Raw genomic sequence first — 16,414 nt, 5'->3', positions numbered from 1 at the left:
CCTGTATTAATAAATTAACCAGACCTAATTTCCTGTGGCTCTTTAAATCCAATTTCTCAGGGATGTTGCCTAAATTTTAATTCTACCTTTATTTTTTGGTATTGCATCAGAATTTCAAAGAACTTTTCTTGTATTGTAAATCATTCCTAAAAGGAAGTGATTGTTCAATCATTTGGTTTTGCTTTTAAGCTTCCTTTTTGCTGTTTCCAGCGCCAGTTCTGCTTTTCAGCGTGCTAACCTCTTTTGGAAAGCGAGTGCAAAGTAAGACCTTTTATTTTTAACCGCCAAATGTTTTTGTCAAAAATTTGAAAGTTTTTTTGAAGCCGTTTTTAATGAGCTTGTTACCTCTTTCTGACAGATGAAACATATGATCGCCCGCTACTCCTTTAGCACTATGTCAATCTTGTGGCTCTCCTGGTTCTTCGCGTTTGATGAACCTGATCTCTCTTGGAAAGCGGATGCAAAGTAACGCTTAATTTTCCCAGTTTCCAAACCTTTAATGGAACTAATTCCTGAATGAATCGCTAACTGCCATTTAATCAAGAAGAAAAATTTTAAGCTTCTTCTTCGTCTTCATTTTTGGCCAAATCCGCTTTATAAGCCGCTACCGATTCAGCGTTGATAATATCTTTATCTTTAAGTAAACGGTACCAGGCAAATACCTTTTTAATATCTGAAACATATACACGATCATCATCATAATCGGGAACGACCTGCTTGAACCCCTCTTTGAGTCCTTTGGCATCGCTTTTAGGATCAATGTCCAGGTCCTTGTCAAAGATTTCACAGAACACCTCACCCAATAAAATATCACCATCCATTTTGTACATGGAAATGTCCTCCAAAGCACTGATCTTGGATGTTGCGTAGGCGGGCATGCGCTTTCCATCCACTAAAGATTCAACAATGATGCTGTTTTTCGCTTGAGAAACAAGTTTAAACAATCCGGAATAACCGGAAATCGCTAAAATATCTTTTACCATTTTTCTAAATTTTGGTGCAAAAATACAATAATTGATGAAACAACAATACTAATTCATTCCCCGTTCCTTTTTTAATTGCTCATAGGCTTCATTCACTTTTTGAAACTTCTCTTTGGCGGAGGCCTGAAACTCTTCTCCCAGGTGGCTGACTTTATCCGGATGGAAACGAATGGCCATCTTTCTGTAAGCCTTCTTCAATTCTTCATTGGACACGGAGGCATCCACTTCCAGAATTTTATAGGCCGATTCGGGACTTTGGTAGAACATGTTTAAAACAGACTGGTAGTCGGCTTCGGAAATACCAAGCATACGGGATATATTGTAAATAACCTTGACTTCTCCAGCCACCAGGGAGCCATCTGCTTTGGCCAGGCCATATAACAAATGCAACAACTGAATTTTGGCGTTATAATCTAAATTAACCCTAATTTGGTGACAAACCTCAGCCAGGGGGATATCTTTTTTAAGCACCTCCTTTAAAACCATTAAGGCCTGAAGCGACTGCTCCTCTCCCAGGATGGATCGTAAATGCATCTTTACAAAATCCAGCTCAGATTTCAGAACTTTACCATCCGCCTTCATGACGGCGGCCATTAAAACCAATAGGGATGCCACAAAGCCATTGCGTTGGGAAGCAAAAGGAACCGTTTGTTGCAGACTACTATTTTCGATTAAATGACCTATGATCATTCCAATAATTCCACCTATGGGACCCGCCATCCACCAGCCTATGCCGGCTGTAAAAAGAACTTTTAAATACTTCATCTATGAATACTTTATCTATTATCTAACCTTTTTTAGCACTATTGCCAATTGTGACGATCTGCTGATAAACCTCTAAAACCTGGGGAATGACTAAACGGACATCGTCGGCATGGATGACAAAACGACTTAAAGCCACCTTTTTTTCGTCGCTCCATTGGTTATTGACCCTTTCCTGGACCTCCCGTTCAGAGACCTGATCCCGGTTGACAACCCTTTGAATTCTCAGATTCAAAGGTGCCGTAACGGTCAGGACATCATCCACGGTGCTCGCGCCACCTCCCTCAAAGAGTACAGCCGCCTCCTTCAAAACAAACGGACTTTTTTGCTGTTCTATCCAGGTATTAAAGTCTTCATGTACAATGGGGTGTACAATGTCCTGCACCTTATTGAGCAAGTCGCCATCCTTAAACAAAACTTCAGCCACCTTGGCTCTGTCTAATTCTCCGTTGGAATAAATATCTGAACCAAAAAACGACTGATAGGCTTCTATTATATCCGGATGTTGGTTGATTAAATGTCTGGCCCGCAGATCCGAGTTATAGACGGGCACACCAAGAATCTCAAAAATCCTGCCAACAGTAGATTTTCCGCTGCCAATGCCACCGGTTAAGCCAACTTTATACATAAGAAAAACAGTTAGTATTTTTCCAAAAAATACTCCACAAAAATAGGTGAAAAATCGTAGGATTGAATATTATTGGGAATTTTATCGAAGCGCACCCGCAGGCGCGTTGGCCGGTCGGCCTTTAAAACTTCTTCGGCATCCACCAGAACCATAAAATCTTCTGGGGAAACTTTATCAAATTGGCTCATTCCAGCTCTGAAGGTTACCTCAACGGAGGAAGGAAAAGTTTTCATCCGTAAGCTATCGGGCAATCCAAACACCACGATGGGAACCGATATGGTTTTTTCGGAAAAAGGCTCAATTTGGATATGAATGGCAACCTCATTATGTCCCAACTTCAAAGAGGGGTGTTTTTGCAAGGCAATCTTCTGACTGTAGTCCTCTTTCAGTTTTTCAATGACAAGGGGTTTGGAATATACCGCCATGACAGTGTCCACAACAGAGGCCGGACCGGAAATAAGCACGGAGTCGGGCACAAAACGAATGCTATCAGCCAGGATAAACTGCTTTTCAAAACTGATCTCCCCATTTAGCCTTACAGGGACTTTGCGATCCGTTAAGCGGTCCATGTTCAAAAACAGCGTATCCGGATTAATGTCCACCAACTCCATCCCAACCAATAACTGATCGCGTACCCTTCCCAACTGGCTCCTGGACAGAACATAAGCCATGTTCTTATCATCCTGTCCAGCCTATTCATCTGAGAAATATCGTAAACGACAGGAATAAAGGAACTGCTGAGACGTTGACGAAGAATGGTGAATCCGCTGGCTTTGATTTTCAAATCCACCTTTTGGTTTTTTCCTTCCACAACAATTTCGTTGGGTGGCACATTGACAAAACGAACCGGATAGGTGAAATCAGTAACGTAATCATCCCGCAAAGCATTTAAAAACCAAAAGCCGGTCGAAATAAGTAAAAACACCAAAAAGACATAGGCATCGCGTTTGCTGAGAATTTGCTTCAATTTCAGCAAGCGCTTTTTGGAATCCTTTTCCTGAAAGAAAAGAACTACTTTTGAATAATAATGCTTTATCTTCATAACTATTGCCCGGGCAAAATGTCGTCCTACTAAAAAGCCAATGATACAAATGTAATCATTGGCTTTCAATATTGAAATTAAATTTCACTACTTACGAACAGCATCAGACATGTCCATAATTACCGCAGATTTATCAATTTTAATCTTCACTTCATCTGCAATTTCCATAATCACCTGAGCATCTTTAACCTCAACAACGCGTCCATAAATACCTCCGGTGGTGATAATTTTATCTCCCTTTTTAAGGCCTTCACGGTATTTGCGTAATTCTTTTTGACGTTTCATTTGCGGACGAATCATGAAAAAATAAAAAACCACGATGATCAGCAAAAAAGGCAGAAGCGACATCAAAGGATTTGGTGCATCCGCGGTTTGTGGGGGTAATGATAAAAACAAACTAAACATATTGATCTGAATTAATTATTAATAATTTATAAAAGTACTATTATGCCATTCAATTAACAAATAAGTAGCGCATGACTTACAGCAGTTCCGTAAAAACGCCACACCCTAAGGTCGCTTACTCAACCTGCGCCGTAATGCTTAATACAATGGACGGTTCCTCGGCATTTGACAAGACCACCACATTTTGCTGCTGAATGCCCCTTTTACCGCTGGTGTTATAGGTCAGCTCCACCACTCCTTTTTCTCCAGGCTTCAACGGTTGCCTGGGATATTCCACGTTGGTACAACCGCAACCCGCTTTAACATCCTGAATGAGAAGCGGAGCCGTGCCCGTGTTGGTAAAAGCAAAGCGGCAGGCCACCTCTTCCCCACTTTGCAAATCACCAAAACCGTGGTGCAAAGTATCAAACTTAAGGATGGCACCTTTCCCTAAATCACCAACATATCCTGAAAAAACCTCCTGCTCATCCGAGTAAGAGTCAGCCGCTTGTCTTTGGCCACAGGCCATAAAAAGTAAAACGAAAACGGACCAAAACAATCCTGAAAAAAACTTTAACTTCATTGGATACCAGTATCATTTAAAGTGAAGGCCAGGGCGGAATTATTCGACCAGACCTCTGCCTGTTTTATTAATGCGTCCCTCAGATTTTAAATGGTCAACCACTTTATCTAAAATGCCATTAATGAACAAACTACTTTTGGGCGTGCTGTAATGCTTGGCCAACTCAATGTATTCATTCAATGAAACTTTAATGGGGATATTTGGAAATTCAAGAATTTCCGTCAGGGCTATTTGCATGAGCACGATGTCCATATAGGCCACCCTTTCTAAATCCCAATTCTGGGCATACTTCTTGATCAGGTCAACAAACTCCTTTTGATTCAGGAGTGACTTTCTGAACAGTCGCTCCACAAAGTCCTTATCATCCTCATCCTTGAATTCACGCTGGAAAACCTGTTCATCACCACGTTCTTCCTCAAACTCCTTCACCGTTTTTATCACCATACTGGCGATAAATTCCGCTTCATCGTTCCAAAAAATACTTTGTTCTTCAATTTGTGCATACAAAGGCTCGTATTGGGCAATTACTTTTTCTATCAGCTTAACAATAAACTTTTTATCATCATTGTAGTCTGTAGAATCCGATTCCATATAGTCTTCATACAAGCTGGATTCCGTCACCTGCTTAAATACAGAACGTACCACATCTGCATTAGAGGCCCAGGATATTCCGGAACTTTCCTGATATTGAAGCAAATGGGGATTGGTAGCCAATTGCTTCAGCACTTTATTGTCAACAAACCGTCTATTGGGATTCAGATCAGCAGGAGATGGAATTTTTTTGCTTTTACCTTTTTCTATCCGGCTCACTGCAGAGGCATGAATTTCAGTAACTAACAACAGCAAAAAATGATATAATTCATAGGACTTGGAGATACTATGGAACAATTCTTTTTCCATTTCCTGAATGGAAACATCTCCGCGTTTGTTAAAGGCGTAAACCATTTGCATCACCTTTACTCTTAGCAATCTTCTACTTAGCATTACCGAAAGAACTTTTTAGATATAAATACTAACAACAAAAATAGTCTATTTTTTAAATAATCCAATCATGAACTTGTCCTAATCGACTGAAAATGTAGATATATGGTTAAATACGATGCCATTCAGAATCTTTAATATCTGATAATAAGGATAAACATATATCGGGTTAAATAATTGAAATATTAAAAAAATTTTGTAAACAATGCTTGGGTTATTAGAAAAATAATTCCCACTTTTGACTATTGAAACTGAAAGCGCTTTTTTTCTAACACCAAAATAAAGATTGAGATGGAAGGATTTGACAAAACAGCAGACTTTGAAAGAAATGACAGAGATGAGATCTTTTCAAAAGCAGTAAGAGCAGGTAAAAGAACTTATTTTTTTGATGTGAAGGCGACCCGGAAAAATGACTACTACTTAACCATTACTGAAAGCAAGAAAAGATTTGAAGATGACGGCCGCTTCTTTTTCGAAAAGCATAAAATTTTCCTTTACAAGGAAGATTTTAATAAATTTTCGGATGGACTAACTGAAGCCATTGATTTTATTAAGAAGGCTCAGCAGGAAATGGGTGAGGAAAACACCAGGGAAGAAATATTGGAACCAGTTTCTACAAAGGAATATACCGATATTGATTTTGAAGATTTAAACAAATAAAAAAACGGCCTTAGGGCCGTTTTTTTTTACCCGAATCCGGCCATTCTATTTATATTTGGCCATTTTATCCATAATGGTTACAACGCCTTCACGACTGCTTTGAATTTTCACATAACACATCACCGAATCCGCCCCGGCCTCATAGCAAACTGCCTGAACCTGATTCACCACCTTCATAAGCTCGGCATACTTGCCTTCCATCACGGTTTCAAAAGGGGTGACCATATAATTAAGGCCTGACTTTTCTATAACTGCAATAGCCGCATCCACAATGTCGTACGACCTTTTATCCCGGGCAACAGGAAGAACCTGTACGGCCACATTCACCATTTTTTCGTCCATAAACTATTTATTAATTCGATTAAAAAACCCTAATAATAGGGATTGTAAAGACCAACCTCAAATGTTATTTTTGCCGGTCCAATGGTCAGTAACCTCTTTAGCCTGACATCTTCTTTTTCTCAGGCTAGATACAAGGTTGCTCAAAGATAGTAAATACAGGTCAAAACAAAATATAGAAATGACATTAGCTGAACTCACCAACGGTCAGGAAGCCATTATAATAAAAGTAAGGGGACATGGTGCCTTTCGGCGCCGCATCATTGAAATGGGATTTGTAAAAGGAAAAAAAGTTCTCGTCATAAAAAATGCGCCCCTCAAAGACCCCATAGAATATCAGATACTGAACTACAAAATATCCTTACGAAGAAGCGAAGCCGAATTAATAGAAGTGGTGACCGTTGAGGAAGCCATTCATTTTGCAGAGCAGGAATACCATGGCACCAGCATAACAGATGAAGACCTGGCGAAGGTCGTCAGTGAGAAAAGGAAAACCATTAACATTGCCCTCGTTGGCAATCCCAACTGTGGCAAAACCACCTTATTCAATCAGGCCAGCGGATCCTATGAACATGTGGGCAATTATGGCGGCGTAACCGTAGATGTAAAAAGCACCACTTTTGAGCACAAAGGCTACACCCTGCATCTGTCGGATTTACCAGGCACCTACTCCCTATCAGCCTACAGTCCGGAAGAAGTTTATGTGCGTGAACACATTAGTCAGCAAACCCCTGACATCGTCATCAATGTCCTGGATGCTTCCAACCTTGAGCGCAATCTGTACCTCACCACCCAATTGATTCACATGGACGTAAAAGTGGTGATTGCGCTCAACATGTTTGATGATTTTCAAAAGCGGGGCGACAATCTGGACTACAAGCATCTGGGAAAAATGTTGGGAATGCCTATTGTGCCCACCGTTAGCTCCAAGGGCAAAGGCATTAATAAGCTATTCGACAAGGCCATTAACGTTTACGAAGATAAAGTCCGTGAAGCCCGTCCGGTTAAGATCAATTTTGGCAATCAGCTTGAAAAATCCATTCAAAAAGTAGAGGATCTGATTAAGTTGGACCAGGAACTGGCCACCAAATTTCCACCGCGCTTTTTAGCCATTAAATTGCTTGAAAAAGACAAGGGCTATAACAAGTACATCAAAAAGAAGAATTACCATGAAATTCTAAAGGAAGTTGAAAGCCAGCAAGAAAAAATTGAAGATTGCCGGAACGAAGATATAGAAACCACCTTTACCGACGCCAGATATGGTTTTATAGCCGGGGCCCTGAAAGAAACCTTCAAGGAAAACCCCATACAGCGCAGAAGGAGAACCGATGCCATTGACAATTTCCTGACCCATAAACTCATCGGATTCCCATTGTTTTTTCTCTTTATGTGGATCATGTTTCAGGCCACATTCACCTTGGGGCAATACCCCATGGCATGGATTGAAACAGGTGTGGCTTTATTGTCCGACTGGCTGGGCCAAATTATGAACGAAGGTTCATTCAAAGACCTGCTCATCGATGGCGTTGTTGGAGGTGTGGGAGGAGTCATTGTCTTCCTGCCCAATATATTGATTCTTTTCTTCTTCATCTCCTTTATGGAGGACACCGGATATATGGCACGGGCCGCCTTTATTATGGACAAAGTGATGCATAAAATTGGTCTGCATGGTAAATCCTTTATCCCCCTAATCATGGGCTTTGGCTGCAATGTGCCGGCCATTATGGCCACCCGAACCATCGAAGACCGCAACAGTCGCCTGCTCACCATACTTATTAATCCCTTTATGTCGTGCAGCGCCCGCCTGCCGGTATACATTCTCTTTATTGCCGCTTTTTTCCCGCAATATCCGGGAACCATATTATTTGCCCTATATGCCACAGGGATATTGTTAGCCGTTATTGTTGCCCGACTCTTTAAGCGCTTCATATTTACCAAAAGTGATGTTCCCTTTGTCATGGAATTGCCGCCTTACCGACTGCCAACCCTTAAAAGTACCACCCGTCATATGTGGCACAAAGGTCAGCAATACCTTCAAAAAATGGGTGGCATCATTCTAATCGCCTCCATCATCATCTGGTTTTTAGGCTACTTTCCCCGCGAAAGCAGCAAGACTCAGGAAATTCAAACCCAGATTGAACAAATCAGCCAACAATATGATTCTAGTATAAGAGATGCTTCTTCAACCAATCAGAAACAAGAACTAACAGCAGAGAAAGAAGCCCGAATTAAAACATTGGAAGAAAAAGAACATGTTATTCAGCAAGAAGAGAGCTACATCGGTCGCTTAGGCCATGCCGTAGAACCCGTCATCAAACCCCTGGGGTTTGATTGGAAAATGGGCGTTAGCTTAATCAGTGGCATTGCCGCCAAAGAAATTGTCATCAGCACCATGTCCGTTTTGTATCAATCGGCTCACCAGCAAGACGAAAACAGCACAGCCCTGGTTGAAAACCTTAGGGCCGACACCGACAAAGAGGGGAATTTAGTTTTTACGCCGCTCATCGCCCTTTCCTTTTTAATGTTTATATTGATTTATTTTCCGTGCATTGCCGTCATTGCCGCCATAAAAAAAGAATCCGGCGCATGGAAATGGGCCATATTCACCATAGTTTACACCACCGCCCTGGCCTGGCTGGTTTCATTTGGCGTTTATCAGATAGGGCGTTTATTTTTTTAAAAAGATGCATTATGTTACAGGACCTTCTTACTTACATCACCGTAATAGCCGCCTTTGCTTATGCAGGCTATAGCTTTTGGCAGATATTATTCAGTTCCTCCAGCCAATCAGGTTGTGCCAGCGGATGCAGTTCATGTGGGAGCGACAAAGCCTACATTATGAAAGCTGTGAAACTGAAAAAAAAGGAGCTGTACTATAAACCCCACTAATCTGTCAGCTAATTTTGACACCTGCCCAACCAGCCCACAAACTTGTATAGACAAAAGATCAGCCATTTCCCCGAGTGTAAATGGAAGGACAGGGCCGTCTCTGTTATATGGTTTACATCTAAAAAGTTTTTATATTTGTTCACTTACATTAAAAATGTTCAAATATAACCGACCATGTACAAGACCATTCCATTCAGCATCTTTCTCTTCCTGCTCCTGTTTCCACTTGTGTTAACAGGCCAAAAAAACGCTTTTCTCAAGCATTCCCAGGAACGCCCGGTCACCATTGTTTTTGACTCTAAGGATGAAAAAACCGTTGAACTGGCCGCAGAAGCACTGGCCAGAGATATTGAATTACTATCTGGTGTTAAACCGGCCATGGCCCACCATTTTGAGAACAGTGGCAGTCATGCATCATCGTCGGCTCCCTTCAAGGCAGCCAACTCCTGCAGCAACTGTCCGGATCAGGAACAATCAACTTCAGCCAAATTGAGGGCCAATGGGAAACTTTCTCCATTGAATCGGTTAAGAACCCCATCGGCCCCATTAAAAAAGCGCTTGTAATAATGGGATCCGATAAGCGCGGAGCCGCCTATGGCATCTTTCATCTCTCCGAATTATTAGGCGTTTCCCCCTGGAACTGGTGGGCAGATGTCATCCCCAAACCATTGGATGAAGTGAGCATCCCGTCCATCAACACCACCTCCTCTCCCCCATCTGTCAAGTACCGGGGCATCTTTCTCAACGATGAATGCTGGGGACTCAATCCCTGGGCCTCTAAAACCTTCGAACCCGAAGAAGGCAACATTGGTCCACGCACCTACGCCGCCATCTTTGAACTGCTTTTACGTCTGCGCGGCAACTTCATATGGCCCGCCATGCACCCCTGCACCAATGCCTTTTACAGCAACCCTGAAAACCCGAAAACAGCACAGGATTACGGCATTGTGGTAGGCAGTTCACACGCAGAGCCCATGCTACGGAACAATGTGGATGAGTGGCACCGTGATGAGCATGGTGACTTCAACTTCTTTACCAACCGGGAAACCATTCTCAACTATTGGGAAAAACGTGTGGAAGAGAGTGCCGGTAACGAAAGCATTTACACTCTGGGCATGCGGGGTATTCACGACTCCGGCATGGTAGGCGCCGGCAGCATGGAAGAGCAGGTGGATGCCTTACAAGACATCATAGAACAACAACGCCTGCTATTGAGTCGCCACGTCAACCCCTATCCTTCAAAAGTACCGCAGGCCTTCACCACCTATAAGGAAGTTTTGGATGTTTATGATGCAGGAATGGATTTAGACGATGACATTACCTTGGTCTGGCCCGACGATAACTACGGATACATCCACCGGTTTTCCGGTCCCAAAGAAGAAAAACGAGCAGGCGGCAGTGGCATCTATTACCACCTCTCCTATTGGGGAAGACCCCACGATTACTTATGGTTAAGCTCTACCCATCCCGTTTTAGTGTGGGAAGAAATGGCCAAGGCCTACTATTTCAACTCCCGCGAGATTTGGGTTGTGAATGTCGGGGACATCAAACCCCTGGAATACAACCTTTCCCTGTTTATGGATATGGCCTGGAACATGGACAACTTTGCCAGCAGCCCTCAGGTTCGTGCCCATATGCAACAATGGTACAGTCAAATCTTTGGCCCTGCAGCGGGCCAAAGCATCGCCGACCTGAAATGGGAATACCACCAGCTAAACTTTGAAAGAAGACCCGAATTCATGGGCTGGAGTCAGACCGAACCCACCCGAAAGACCCATTTCACAGCATACAACCACTTTGAAGCCGGTGACGAGGCACAAAAACGGCTCAACCGTTTTGAAGCCTGATGCAAAGCACCGATCAGCTCAAACACCAGATACCGGGCCGACTGTCAGACGCCTACTACCAGCTGGTAGAGTATCCGGTAAAAGGCGCCGGTCTTATCAACCAAAAGTTCCTGTATCTTGAAAAAGCCTATTACTACGCCTCTCAAAACCGAATAATCGCCAACGATTTGGCCCAAAAATCAAAAGCCGCCTACGATTCCATTCAACAGCTCACCGAATATTACAACCACCAAGTGGCCGACGGCAAGTGGGAAAACATGATGTACATGCAGCCCCGGAGTCTCCCCGTCTTTGACCTGCCAGCCATTCCACAATGGGATTTCAATGTGGATACCCATTGGGGACTGGCCGTAGAAGGCGACGAGGACATTCGACGGGTCAAAGCCATCAAAGGTCCCACCTATTTACCCTCCTTCAACAGCAGCACGCGGCAGACGTATTTTGTAGATATCTTTTTAAAGAAAGAGGCGCCACTCGACTGGACCGCCAGTGCATCAGAAGACTGGATTAAAATTGACCAGACCTCAGGCACCCTGACCGCTGAACCCGGCAGTCAGCAACAAAGACTCTTTGTCTCCATTGACTGGGACAAGGCGCCACAGTCGGGCCGACTAAGAGGATCTGTCCGCTTTAGTGACGGGGACAAAAACTACAGTCTTCAGGTCTATGCCAATCGCCAGGACATTTCACATACCAGTCAGGAAGCCCTGTTTGTCGAAGATCGGGGTTACATCGCCATCAACGCCGAAAACTTCAGTCGACAAAACAACACCAGCAGCTACGGTTGGGATGTGCTGGAAGGATTGGGTTACACGGGTCACTCCGTCTGGGTCAACCCCCTCAAAATTAAAGAGCAGCAATTTGACCCCGAACTAAAGAATCCCTCTACACTGGAATATGATTTCCAAACCGACAGAGGTGGAGAAATAACCGTCACCGTTTATGCCCTGCCCGTGCATCCGCTTAACCAGGATTACAGCAACCGTATCGGCATTGGTGTTAACGAAGAGGCGCCACAAATAGTAGATCACAAAACCTTTGGCCGAAGCGAAGAATGGAAGCAAAACGTTTTAAGTAACAGCACTGTATTGAAAACCAAACATCACCTACCCGAAGGCGGTCGGCATACCCTCAAAATATATGCCCTCGATCCGGGCATTATCATCGACCGCATTGTCATCGATAAAGGCGGGGCCATAAAATCCTACTCCGCACAAAAAGAAACCATCGTTCAACCATAATAAAATCATCAGCCATTAAAAGCAACAAAGGGGAGCCGCACGGCTCCCCTTTGTAATTTATGACCTGCTATAAAAACACGAGCAGGTAGTCACTTAAAAAATTATCTGTTGGCTTTAACAATCTTAGAGCTCTTAACAGCACCGTTGCTGTAAACCGCACGTTTGATATAGATACCAGGTGTCAATGCCTCAAAATCACCACCCACCTTAGCACCGGTAATGCTGTAATAAGCTTCACTCACTACTTGTCCGTTGGCTTCCACCTCAGGAGTGGTGATGGAGGTAGACGCCGTTTTGGCTGTCATAATAGCCTCCATTTCAGCAACTGTCAGCACCTCGGAATAGATGGCCAAATCATCAAACATGAAAGCAGGATCCACATCACCCCAATTCCAGGCCTGATTTCCACCCAGACTAACGTATTTTAAGTCGGCACCATTGGTAAAAAGTCCGTTCACGGTATTACCATCAGCTTCGGAAACATTCCAGGTGTTTTGAGCCACACCATCCACATAAACACTTACTTGAGTCGGACTAAATGTGGCTGCATAAAAATGCCAGTTATTATCAGCCAACCATTCCACTGATACTGTATTGGTACCATCCACATTCTCCTCATTTGTAAAATCCGTCCAGCCGGCATTATTTATCTGGGCCAATAAACGTGATTGCAAAACCATCATGGGCCAGGTATTGGCACCATCAATAGGCGCTGCAGCGTAGGCAGAAAAAATGGGGGTGAACTCATTGGCGGTATCCGTTCCTTTATTGACCCAGAAAGAAATCGTTAATTCCGTGATTGTTGCAGATGCCAGGTCTTCTGCCTGAAGGTCAGCAAAAACAGTCTCCGGCAAAAGCAGGTAATTGGCTCTAACGGCTTGTCCCCCTTTAGCATTGTGAAAAACATTGCCAAAAGCTGTGTTTTCGGCGGCAACGATTTCGCCATTACCAACAATGGTGGCATCACCTACACCATCTTCAAAGTCGTTACTGTATAAAACAGTCTGTGCATTGATAGACAATGCACCCAATAATAGTACTGAAAGTGCGTAAAGTTTTTTCATCATTTTTTGTTTTAGGTTTAACAATTAAAATTATTTGTATCAGGTAATCGTTTTAAAAGCCAGAACATGCGAAACAATTTGGCATCCTTTAACTTTTAATAACAAAGCAAATATACGGCTCTTGCCTTCACGCCTGGTGGACGAATGAAGAATCAAAGTAGACAAATTGGGAAAAAAAAGAGGTTGCCCTAAATTTTCATTTAAGACAACCTCCATCCTTGAATCTGGTAAGATTAAAGTCTGCTCCTATTTATTGATGTGCTCCAGTAATTTGTTTTTTAAGGCTTCATTGGCATGATATCCCATTTTAGGCTCTACCACATGTCCGGTTTTATCTACCAGTACATAATGAGGAATACCTGAAATATTGAATTTTTCACTCAAAAAATTCCATTCATCGGTGGAAACCCTGAAGTGTTCACCCTTGATGTCAGGAATCATATTCTCCCAGGTCTTTTCCGGGGTTGATTGATTGGTGATATACACAAAAACCACCTCCTCATCTTTCAACTCTTCCTTCAAAGACTTCACCCTTTCAATGCCAGAACGGCAAGGTCCGCACCATGAAGCCCAAAAGTCGACATAGGCTACTTTACCTTTGAATTTGGCCATCATGGCTTCAAAAATTTGATCCGCTTCCGATTTAGGAACCTCGTTTTTGGTATAGCCCGACTTTGTTTTATTGGCTTCAATTTTTGCCAGACTCCGGTCATTAACCACTTCCGCATAGGCAGCAATAAACGGTGTTGAGGTTTCCTTTTGGAAGACCTCAAGTTCCTCCTCTGCGGCAGGTACCATTTGAGAGGCAACAGGACGGAGAAAATCCTGAGCGTTCATGACATCCACCATCAGCCCCGATTCAATTCCCACTGAATCTTTTAAAAGCCGGTTCCGGCTATCTTTACGCGCCTCAGCGAAAATCTTATTGACAAAGTCGCGATGATTTTTATGAAACTGAGAGGTCGCTTCCCCATTTTCCTTTTGGAAAACTTGAGCTTCAATAACCGGTGGACTTTGATTAAAAGCAGTAACAGCATCTACCAGCTCTTGTTCCTCATCTGTTATTTCAACATCCTTTATTTTCAGATGATCCGCCATCATGGTTATGGTCACATTCAATCGCCTATTATTTTCAAAAAGATCCTTCAAATCCTCCGAATACTTTGAAACAAAGCCATTGATTAGATCCATGTGCTTTTTATTAAAGGCATCGATCGCCATTTTCCCCTCCGATGTTTCATAAGCTTTCAATCTTTCCATCATCTGAACTTCTTCAGGGGCCAGTTTTTGACCACTCTCCAAAAGTCGCTCGACAATGTCCATCGTTGATAACGACAAAGACTGATTATCCCTTAATAAATCGCTGTACATTAATCTGTTTACAAAGCTGTTGTAGCTATCAGCAACCACTGCCAGTGGATTATTGGCAAAATCGGTGGTTAAAAAATCGTAATATTCATGGTCCGGACTTTCAATTTCAATGGGAAGCTCGCGTTGCGAACGGGGCACCTCATGCTTTTGCCGGTAAGCCTGATCGAAATTCATCTGGTAGGAAAGCAGGTTCTCCGCACGACGGTACCTCAGATCCAACTCCTTAATCTGGCGGACTTTTGGTTGCAAACCATGCGTTTTTTCAAATTCATTCAGCTTCAGCAGGCTTTCCTCATATTGCTCATTGATGAAAGCTTTGTAATCCAAAGGCGTCATATTTAGAATCACGGCCTGCATGTGTCTGTAATTGAACAACACTATTTCCCGGAGATCTTGCAAATCCTTGTTCAGTTTGCCCAATTCTCCCATATAAAAAATATCCTGTCCGTCATACATCACAAACAGATCCTTTCCCGGCTCCAGGAATAAGGAACCTCCTGCAAAGGGACTTCTTAAAAAGGCGGAATGGGGATAATAGTAAGGAAAGGTAATAGAGAATTCACCACTTTCAGAGATTCGAATGGTTTTAGAGGATTGCTCGCCGGTCAATATGTCGTTCACATAAAGAGTGAAAGTCTTAAAGCCGACCCGTGGAGAATAACCTGCAATGAATCCGCTAAAAGTGACCGAATCACTATGAAAGACTGGAGGCGTATAAACCGAAGAATCCATCGGTATGGTCATAGAAGACAAAACATCATTGGTGACATAGGTCCTTAAATTTTCAGGATCTTCACCGGCCAGCATTTGTCCATTCTCTTCGTTTCTCAGGTAAAGACGAACTTCCCCTTCCCTTCCGGTTAAAGTAAGCTGCCCTTTATTATTGGAAAAATCACCAGCCTTGTATTTCCATATCTGATTTTTGTAGATGGCCAGCGTATCCAGCAGGCCCAATTCCCAATAGGCATTGCTGACATTAAACCAATTCCCTTTAAATTCAGTCGGCACCAAAGACGACACTTCATTAGGCTTTAGCTGAACATCAAAGATGGCCCAACTACTTCCCTCAGAAATATCTTCCCCGTAATCCAGCCTCTCCCAGTCCTTATCCACCGGAGGAAAAATCAACTTGTAAGCCACTTGTCCGGAGTCGGGCATCCAATATTTTTCATTGAAGGGAATTCCCTCAGTTCCCACAACAAATAGCTTCTCTTCATCCACCGGGTTTTGGATGTAAGTCTCTTTGGGTATCGAAATCCAGTTATGAGGTCTGAAATTCACCAGAAAACTCAGCACGGTAGCCGAATCGCTCAACTCAATTTTCGTAAGTTCCAGGTAAGATGACAAAGTCATTCCATGCTTGGGGTTTTCAATGACTTTTTGAGCTTGGGTTGATGTCAAGCAGAGGGCAAAAATAAGCGTCAGAGTTAAGATAGCCTTTTTCATTTTTTGGATTGGTTAGAAGTTAAACATGAGTAAACAAGGTAGAACATTTCATCATACGTTCCAAACGGTCTGCTCAAAAAAATCAGGAAACAGAGAATCATTAAGATGGGGATCACAACATCAAAAAACTCATAATTAATTAATTACAATTACCTTTTTATCTTTTTGCTTTTTTTTCAAAAAAACGGGTAGGG

At 42.9% G+C, this 16,414-nt stretch carries 17 protein-coding genes; 6 read left to right on the top strand and 11 right to left on the bottom strand.

Features of this window, described 5'->3' with window-relative positions; genetic code table 11:
* Nucleotides 1-554 precede the first annotated feature (554 nt).
* The 8 genes from JCM15548_RS04605 to nusB all read right to left on the bottom strand — a co-directional run bounded on the left by JCM15548_RS04605 (nt 555) and on the right by nusB (nt 5,366).
* Entirely contained in the window at nt 555-983 is a 429-nt protein-coding gene (locus JCM15548_RS04605; protein ID WP_062122726.1) for a DUF5606 family protein, read from the bottom strand.
* A 48-nt stretch (nt 984-1,031) separates the two neighbouring features.
* Nucleotides 1,032-1,748, bottom strand: a complete 717-nt coding sequence (locus tag JCM15548_RS04600; protein WP_062122724.1) for a TerB family tellurite resistance protein — start codon at nt 1,746-1,748, stop codon at nt 1,032-1,034.
* 22 nt (nt 1,749-1,770) lie between these two features.
* The gene (gene coaE / locus JCM15548_RS04595) at nt 1,771-2,373 is read right to left on the bottom strand and encodes a dephospho-CoA kinase (protein ID WP_062122722.1); all 603 of its coding nucleotides are present in this window, start codon (nt 2,371-2,373) and stop codon (nt 1,771-1,773) included.
* Between the two features lie 11 nt (nt 2,374-2,384).
* Nucleotides 2,385-3,044, bottom strand: coding sequence for a CdaR family protein (locus JCM15548_RS04590; protein WP_083984970.1), 660 nt, complete (start codon nt 3,042-3,044; stop codon nt 2,385-2,387).
* Nucleotides 2,945-3,415, bottom strand: a complete 471-nt coding sequence (locus JCM15548_RS04585) for a hypothetical protein (protein WP_157482418.1) — start codon at nt 3,413-3,415, stop codon at nt 2,945-2,947. Before JCM15548_RS04585 ends, JCM15548_RS04590 begins: the two co-directional genes overlap by 100 nt.
* A gap of 87 nt (nt 3,416-3,502) precedes the next feature.
* Entirely contained in the window at nt 3,503-3,820 is a 318-nt protein-coding gene (yajC, locus tag JCM15548_RS04580; protein WP_062122716.1) for a preprotein translocase subunit YajC, read from the bottom strand.
* 115 nt (nt 3,821-3,935) lie between these two features.
* Entirely contained in the window at nt 3,936-4,382 is a 447-nt protein-coding gene (locus tag JCM15548_RS04575; protein ID WP_062122714.1) for a DUF1573 domain-containing protein, read from the bottom strand.
* Between the two features lie 39 nt (nt 4,383-4,421).
* Nucleotides 4,422-5,366 (bottom strand): transcription antitermination factor NusB, encoded by a 945-nt coding sequence (gene nusB, locus JCM15548_RS04570; protein ID WP_062122712.1) that lies wholly within the window; start codon nt 5,364-5,366, stop codon nt 4,422-4,424.
* 288 nt (nt 5,367-5,654) lie between these two features.
* On the opposite strand from nusB, the gene JCM15548_RS04565 reads away from it, so the two are divergent.
* The gene (locus JCM15548_RS04565) at nt 5,655-6,023 is read left to right on the top strand and encodes a DUF3276 family protein (RefSeq protein ID WP_062122711.1); all 369 of its coding nucleotides are present in this window, start codon (nt 5,655-5,657) and stop codon (nt 6,021-6,023) included.
* Nucleotides 6,024-6,068: 45 nt separating this feature from the next.
* Here the strand turns inward: JCM15548_RS04565 and JCM15548_RS04560 are convergent, their stop codons facing one another.
* Nucleotides 6,069-6,365 (bottom strand): thiamine-binding protein, encoded by a 297-nt coding sequence (locus JCM15548_RS04560; protein WP_083984969.1) that lies wholly within the window; start codon nt 6,363-6,365, stop codon nt 6,069-6,071.
* A 178-nt stretch (nt 6,366-6,543) separates the two neighbouring features.
* On the opposite strand from JCM15548_RS04560, the gene feoB reads away from it, so the two are divergent.
* The 5 genes from feoB to JCM15548_RS04535 all read left to right on the top strand — a co-directional run bounded on the left by feoB (nt 6,544) and on the right by JCM15548_RS04535 (nt 12,339).
* Complete coding sequence (gene feoB, locus JCM15548_RS04555; protein WP_062122710.1) at nt 6,544-9,042, top strand: ferrous iron transport protein B; 2,499 nt, start codon at nt 6,544-6,546, stop codon at nt 9,040-9,042.
* Between the two features lie 11 nt (nt 9,043-9,053).
* Nucleotides 9,054-9,251, top strand: coding sequence for a FeoB-associated Cys-rich membrane protein (locus tag JCM15548_RS04550; protein ID WP_062122709.1), 198 nt, complete (start codon nt 9,054-9,056; stop codon nt 9,249-9,251).
* A 174-nt stretch (nt 9,252-9,425) separates the two neighbouring features.
* Nucleotides 9,426-9,815, top strand: a complete 390-nt coding sequence (locus JCM15548_RS04545) for a hypothetical protein (RefSeq protein ID WP_062122708.1) — start codon at nt 9,426-9,428, stop codon at nt 9,813-9,815.
* A 2-nt stretch (nt 9,816-9,817) separates the two neighbouring features.
* Nucleotides 9,818-11,098 carry a glycosyl hydrolase 115 family protein gene (locus JCM15548_RS04540; protein ID WP_062122706.1) on the top strand — a complete coding sequence of 427 codons (1,281 nt, stop codon included), beginning with the start codon at nt 9,818-9,820 and terminating at the stop codon, nt 11,096-11,098.
* The gene (locus JCM15548_RS04535; protein ID WP_062122704.1) at nt 11,098-12,339 is read left to right on the top strand and encodes a BACON domain-containing protein; all 1,242 of its coding nucleotides are present in this window, start codon (nt 11,098-11,100) and stop codon (nt 12,337-12,339) included. The genes JCM15548_RS04540 and JCM15548_RS04535 overlap by 1 nt, the downstream gene beginning before the upstream one ends.
* Nucleotides 12,340-12,440: 101 nt before the next feature.
* Here the strand turns inward: JCM15548_RS04535 and JCM15548_RS04530 are convergent, their stop codons facing one another.
* On the bottom strand, nt 12,441-13,406 hold the full coding sequence (locus tag JCM15548_RS04530) for a LamG-like jellyroll fold domain-containing protein (RefSeq protein ID WP_083984968.1): 966 nt from the start codon (nt 13,404-13,406) through the stop codon (nt 12,441-12,443).
* Between the two features lie 243 nt (nt 13,407-13,649).
* Nucleotides 13,650-16,220 (bottom strand): TlpA family protein disulfide reductase, encoded by a 2,571-nt coding sequence (locus tag JCM15548_RS04525; protein WP_062122700.1) that lies wholly within the window; start codon nt 16,218-16,220, stop codon nt 13,650-13,652.
* Nucleotides 16,221-16,414 lie beyond the last annotated feature (194 nt).

The organism is Geofilum rubicundum JCM 15548 (genome assembly GCF_000974365.1).
Classification (GTDB): domain Bacteria; phylum Bacteroidota; class Bacteroidia; order Bacteroidales; family Marinilabiliaceae; genus Geofilum; species Geofilum rubicundum.
Note: the sequence above shows the minus strand (reverse complement) of the source record. Positions and strands in the feature narration are given on the sequence as shown.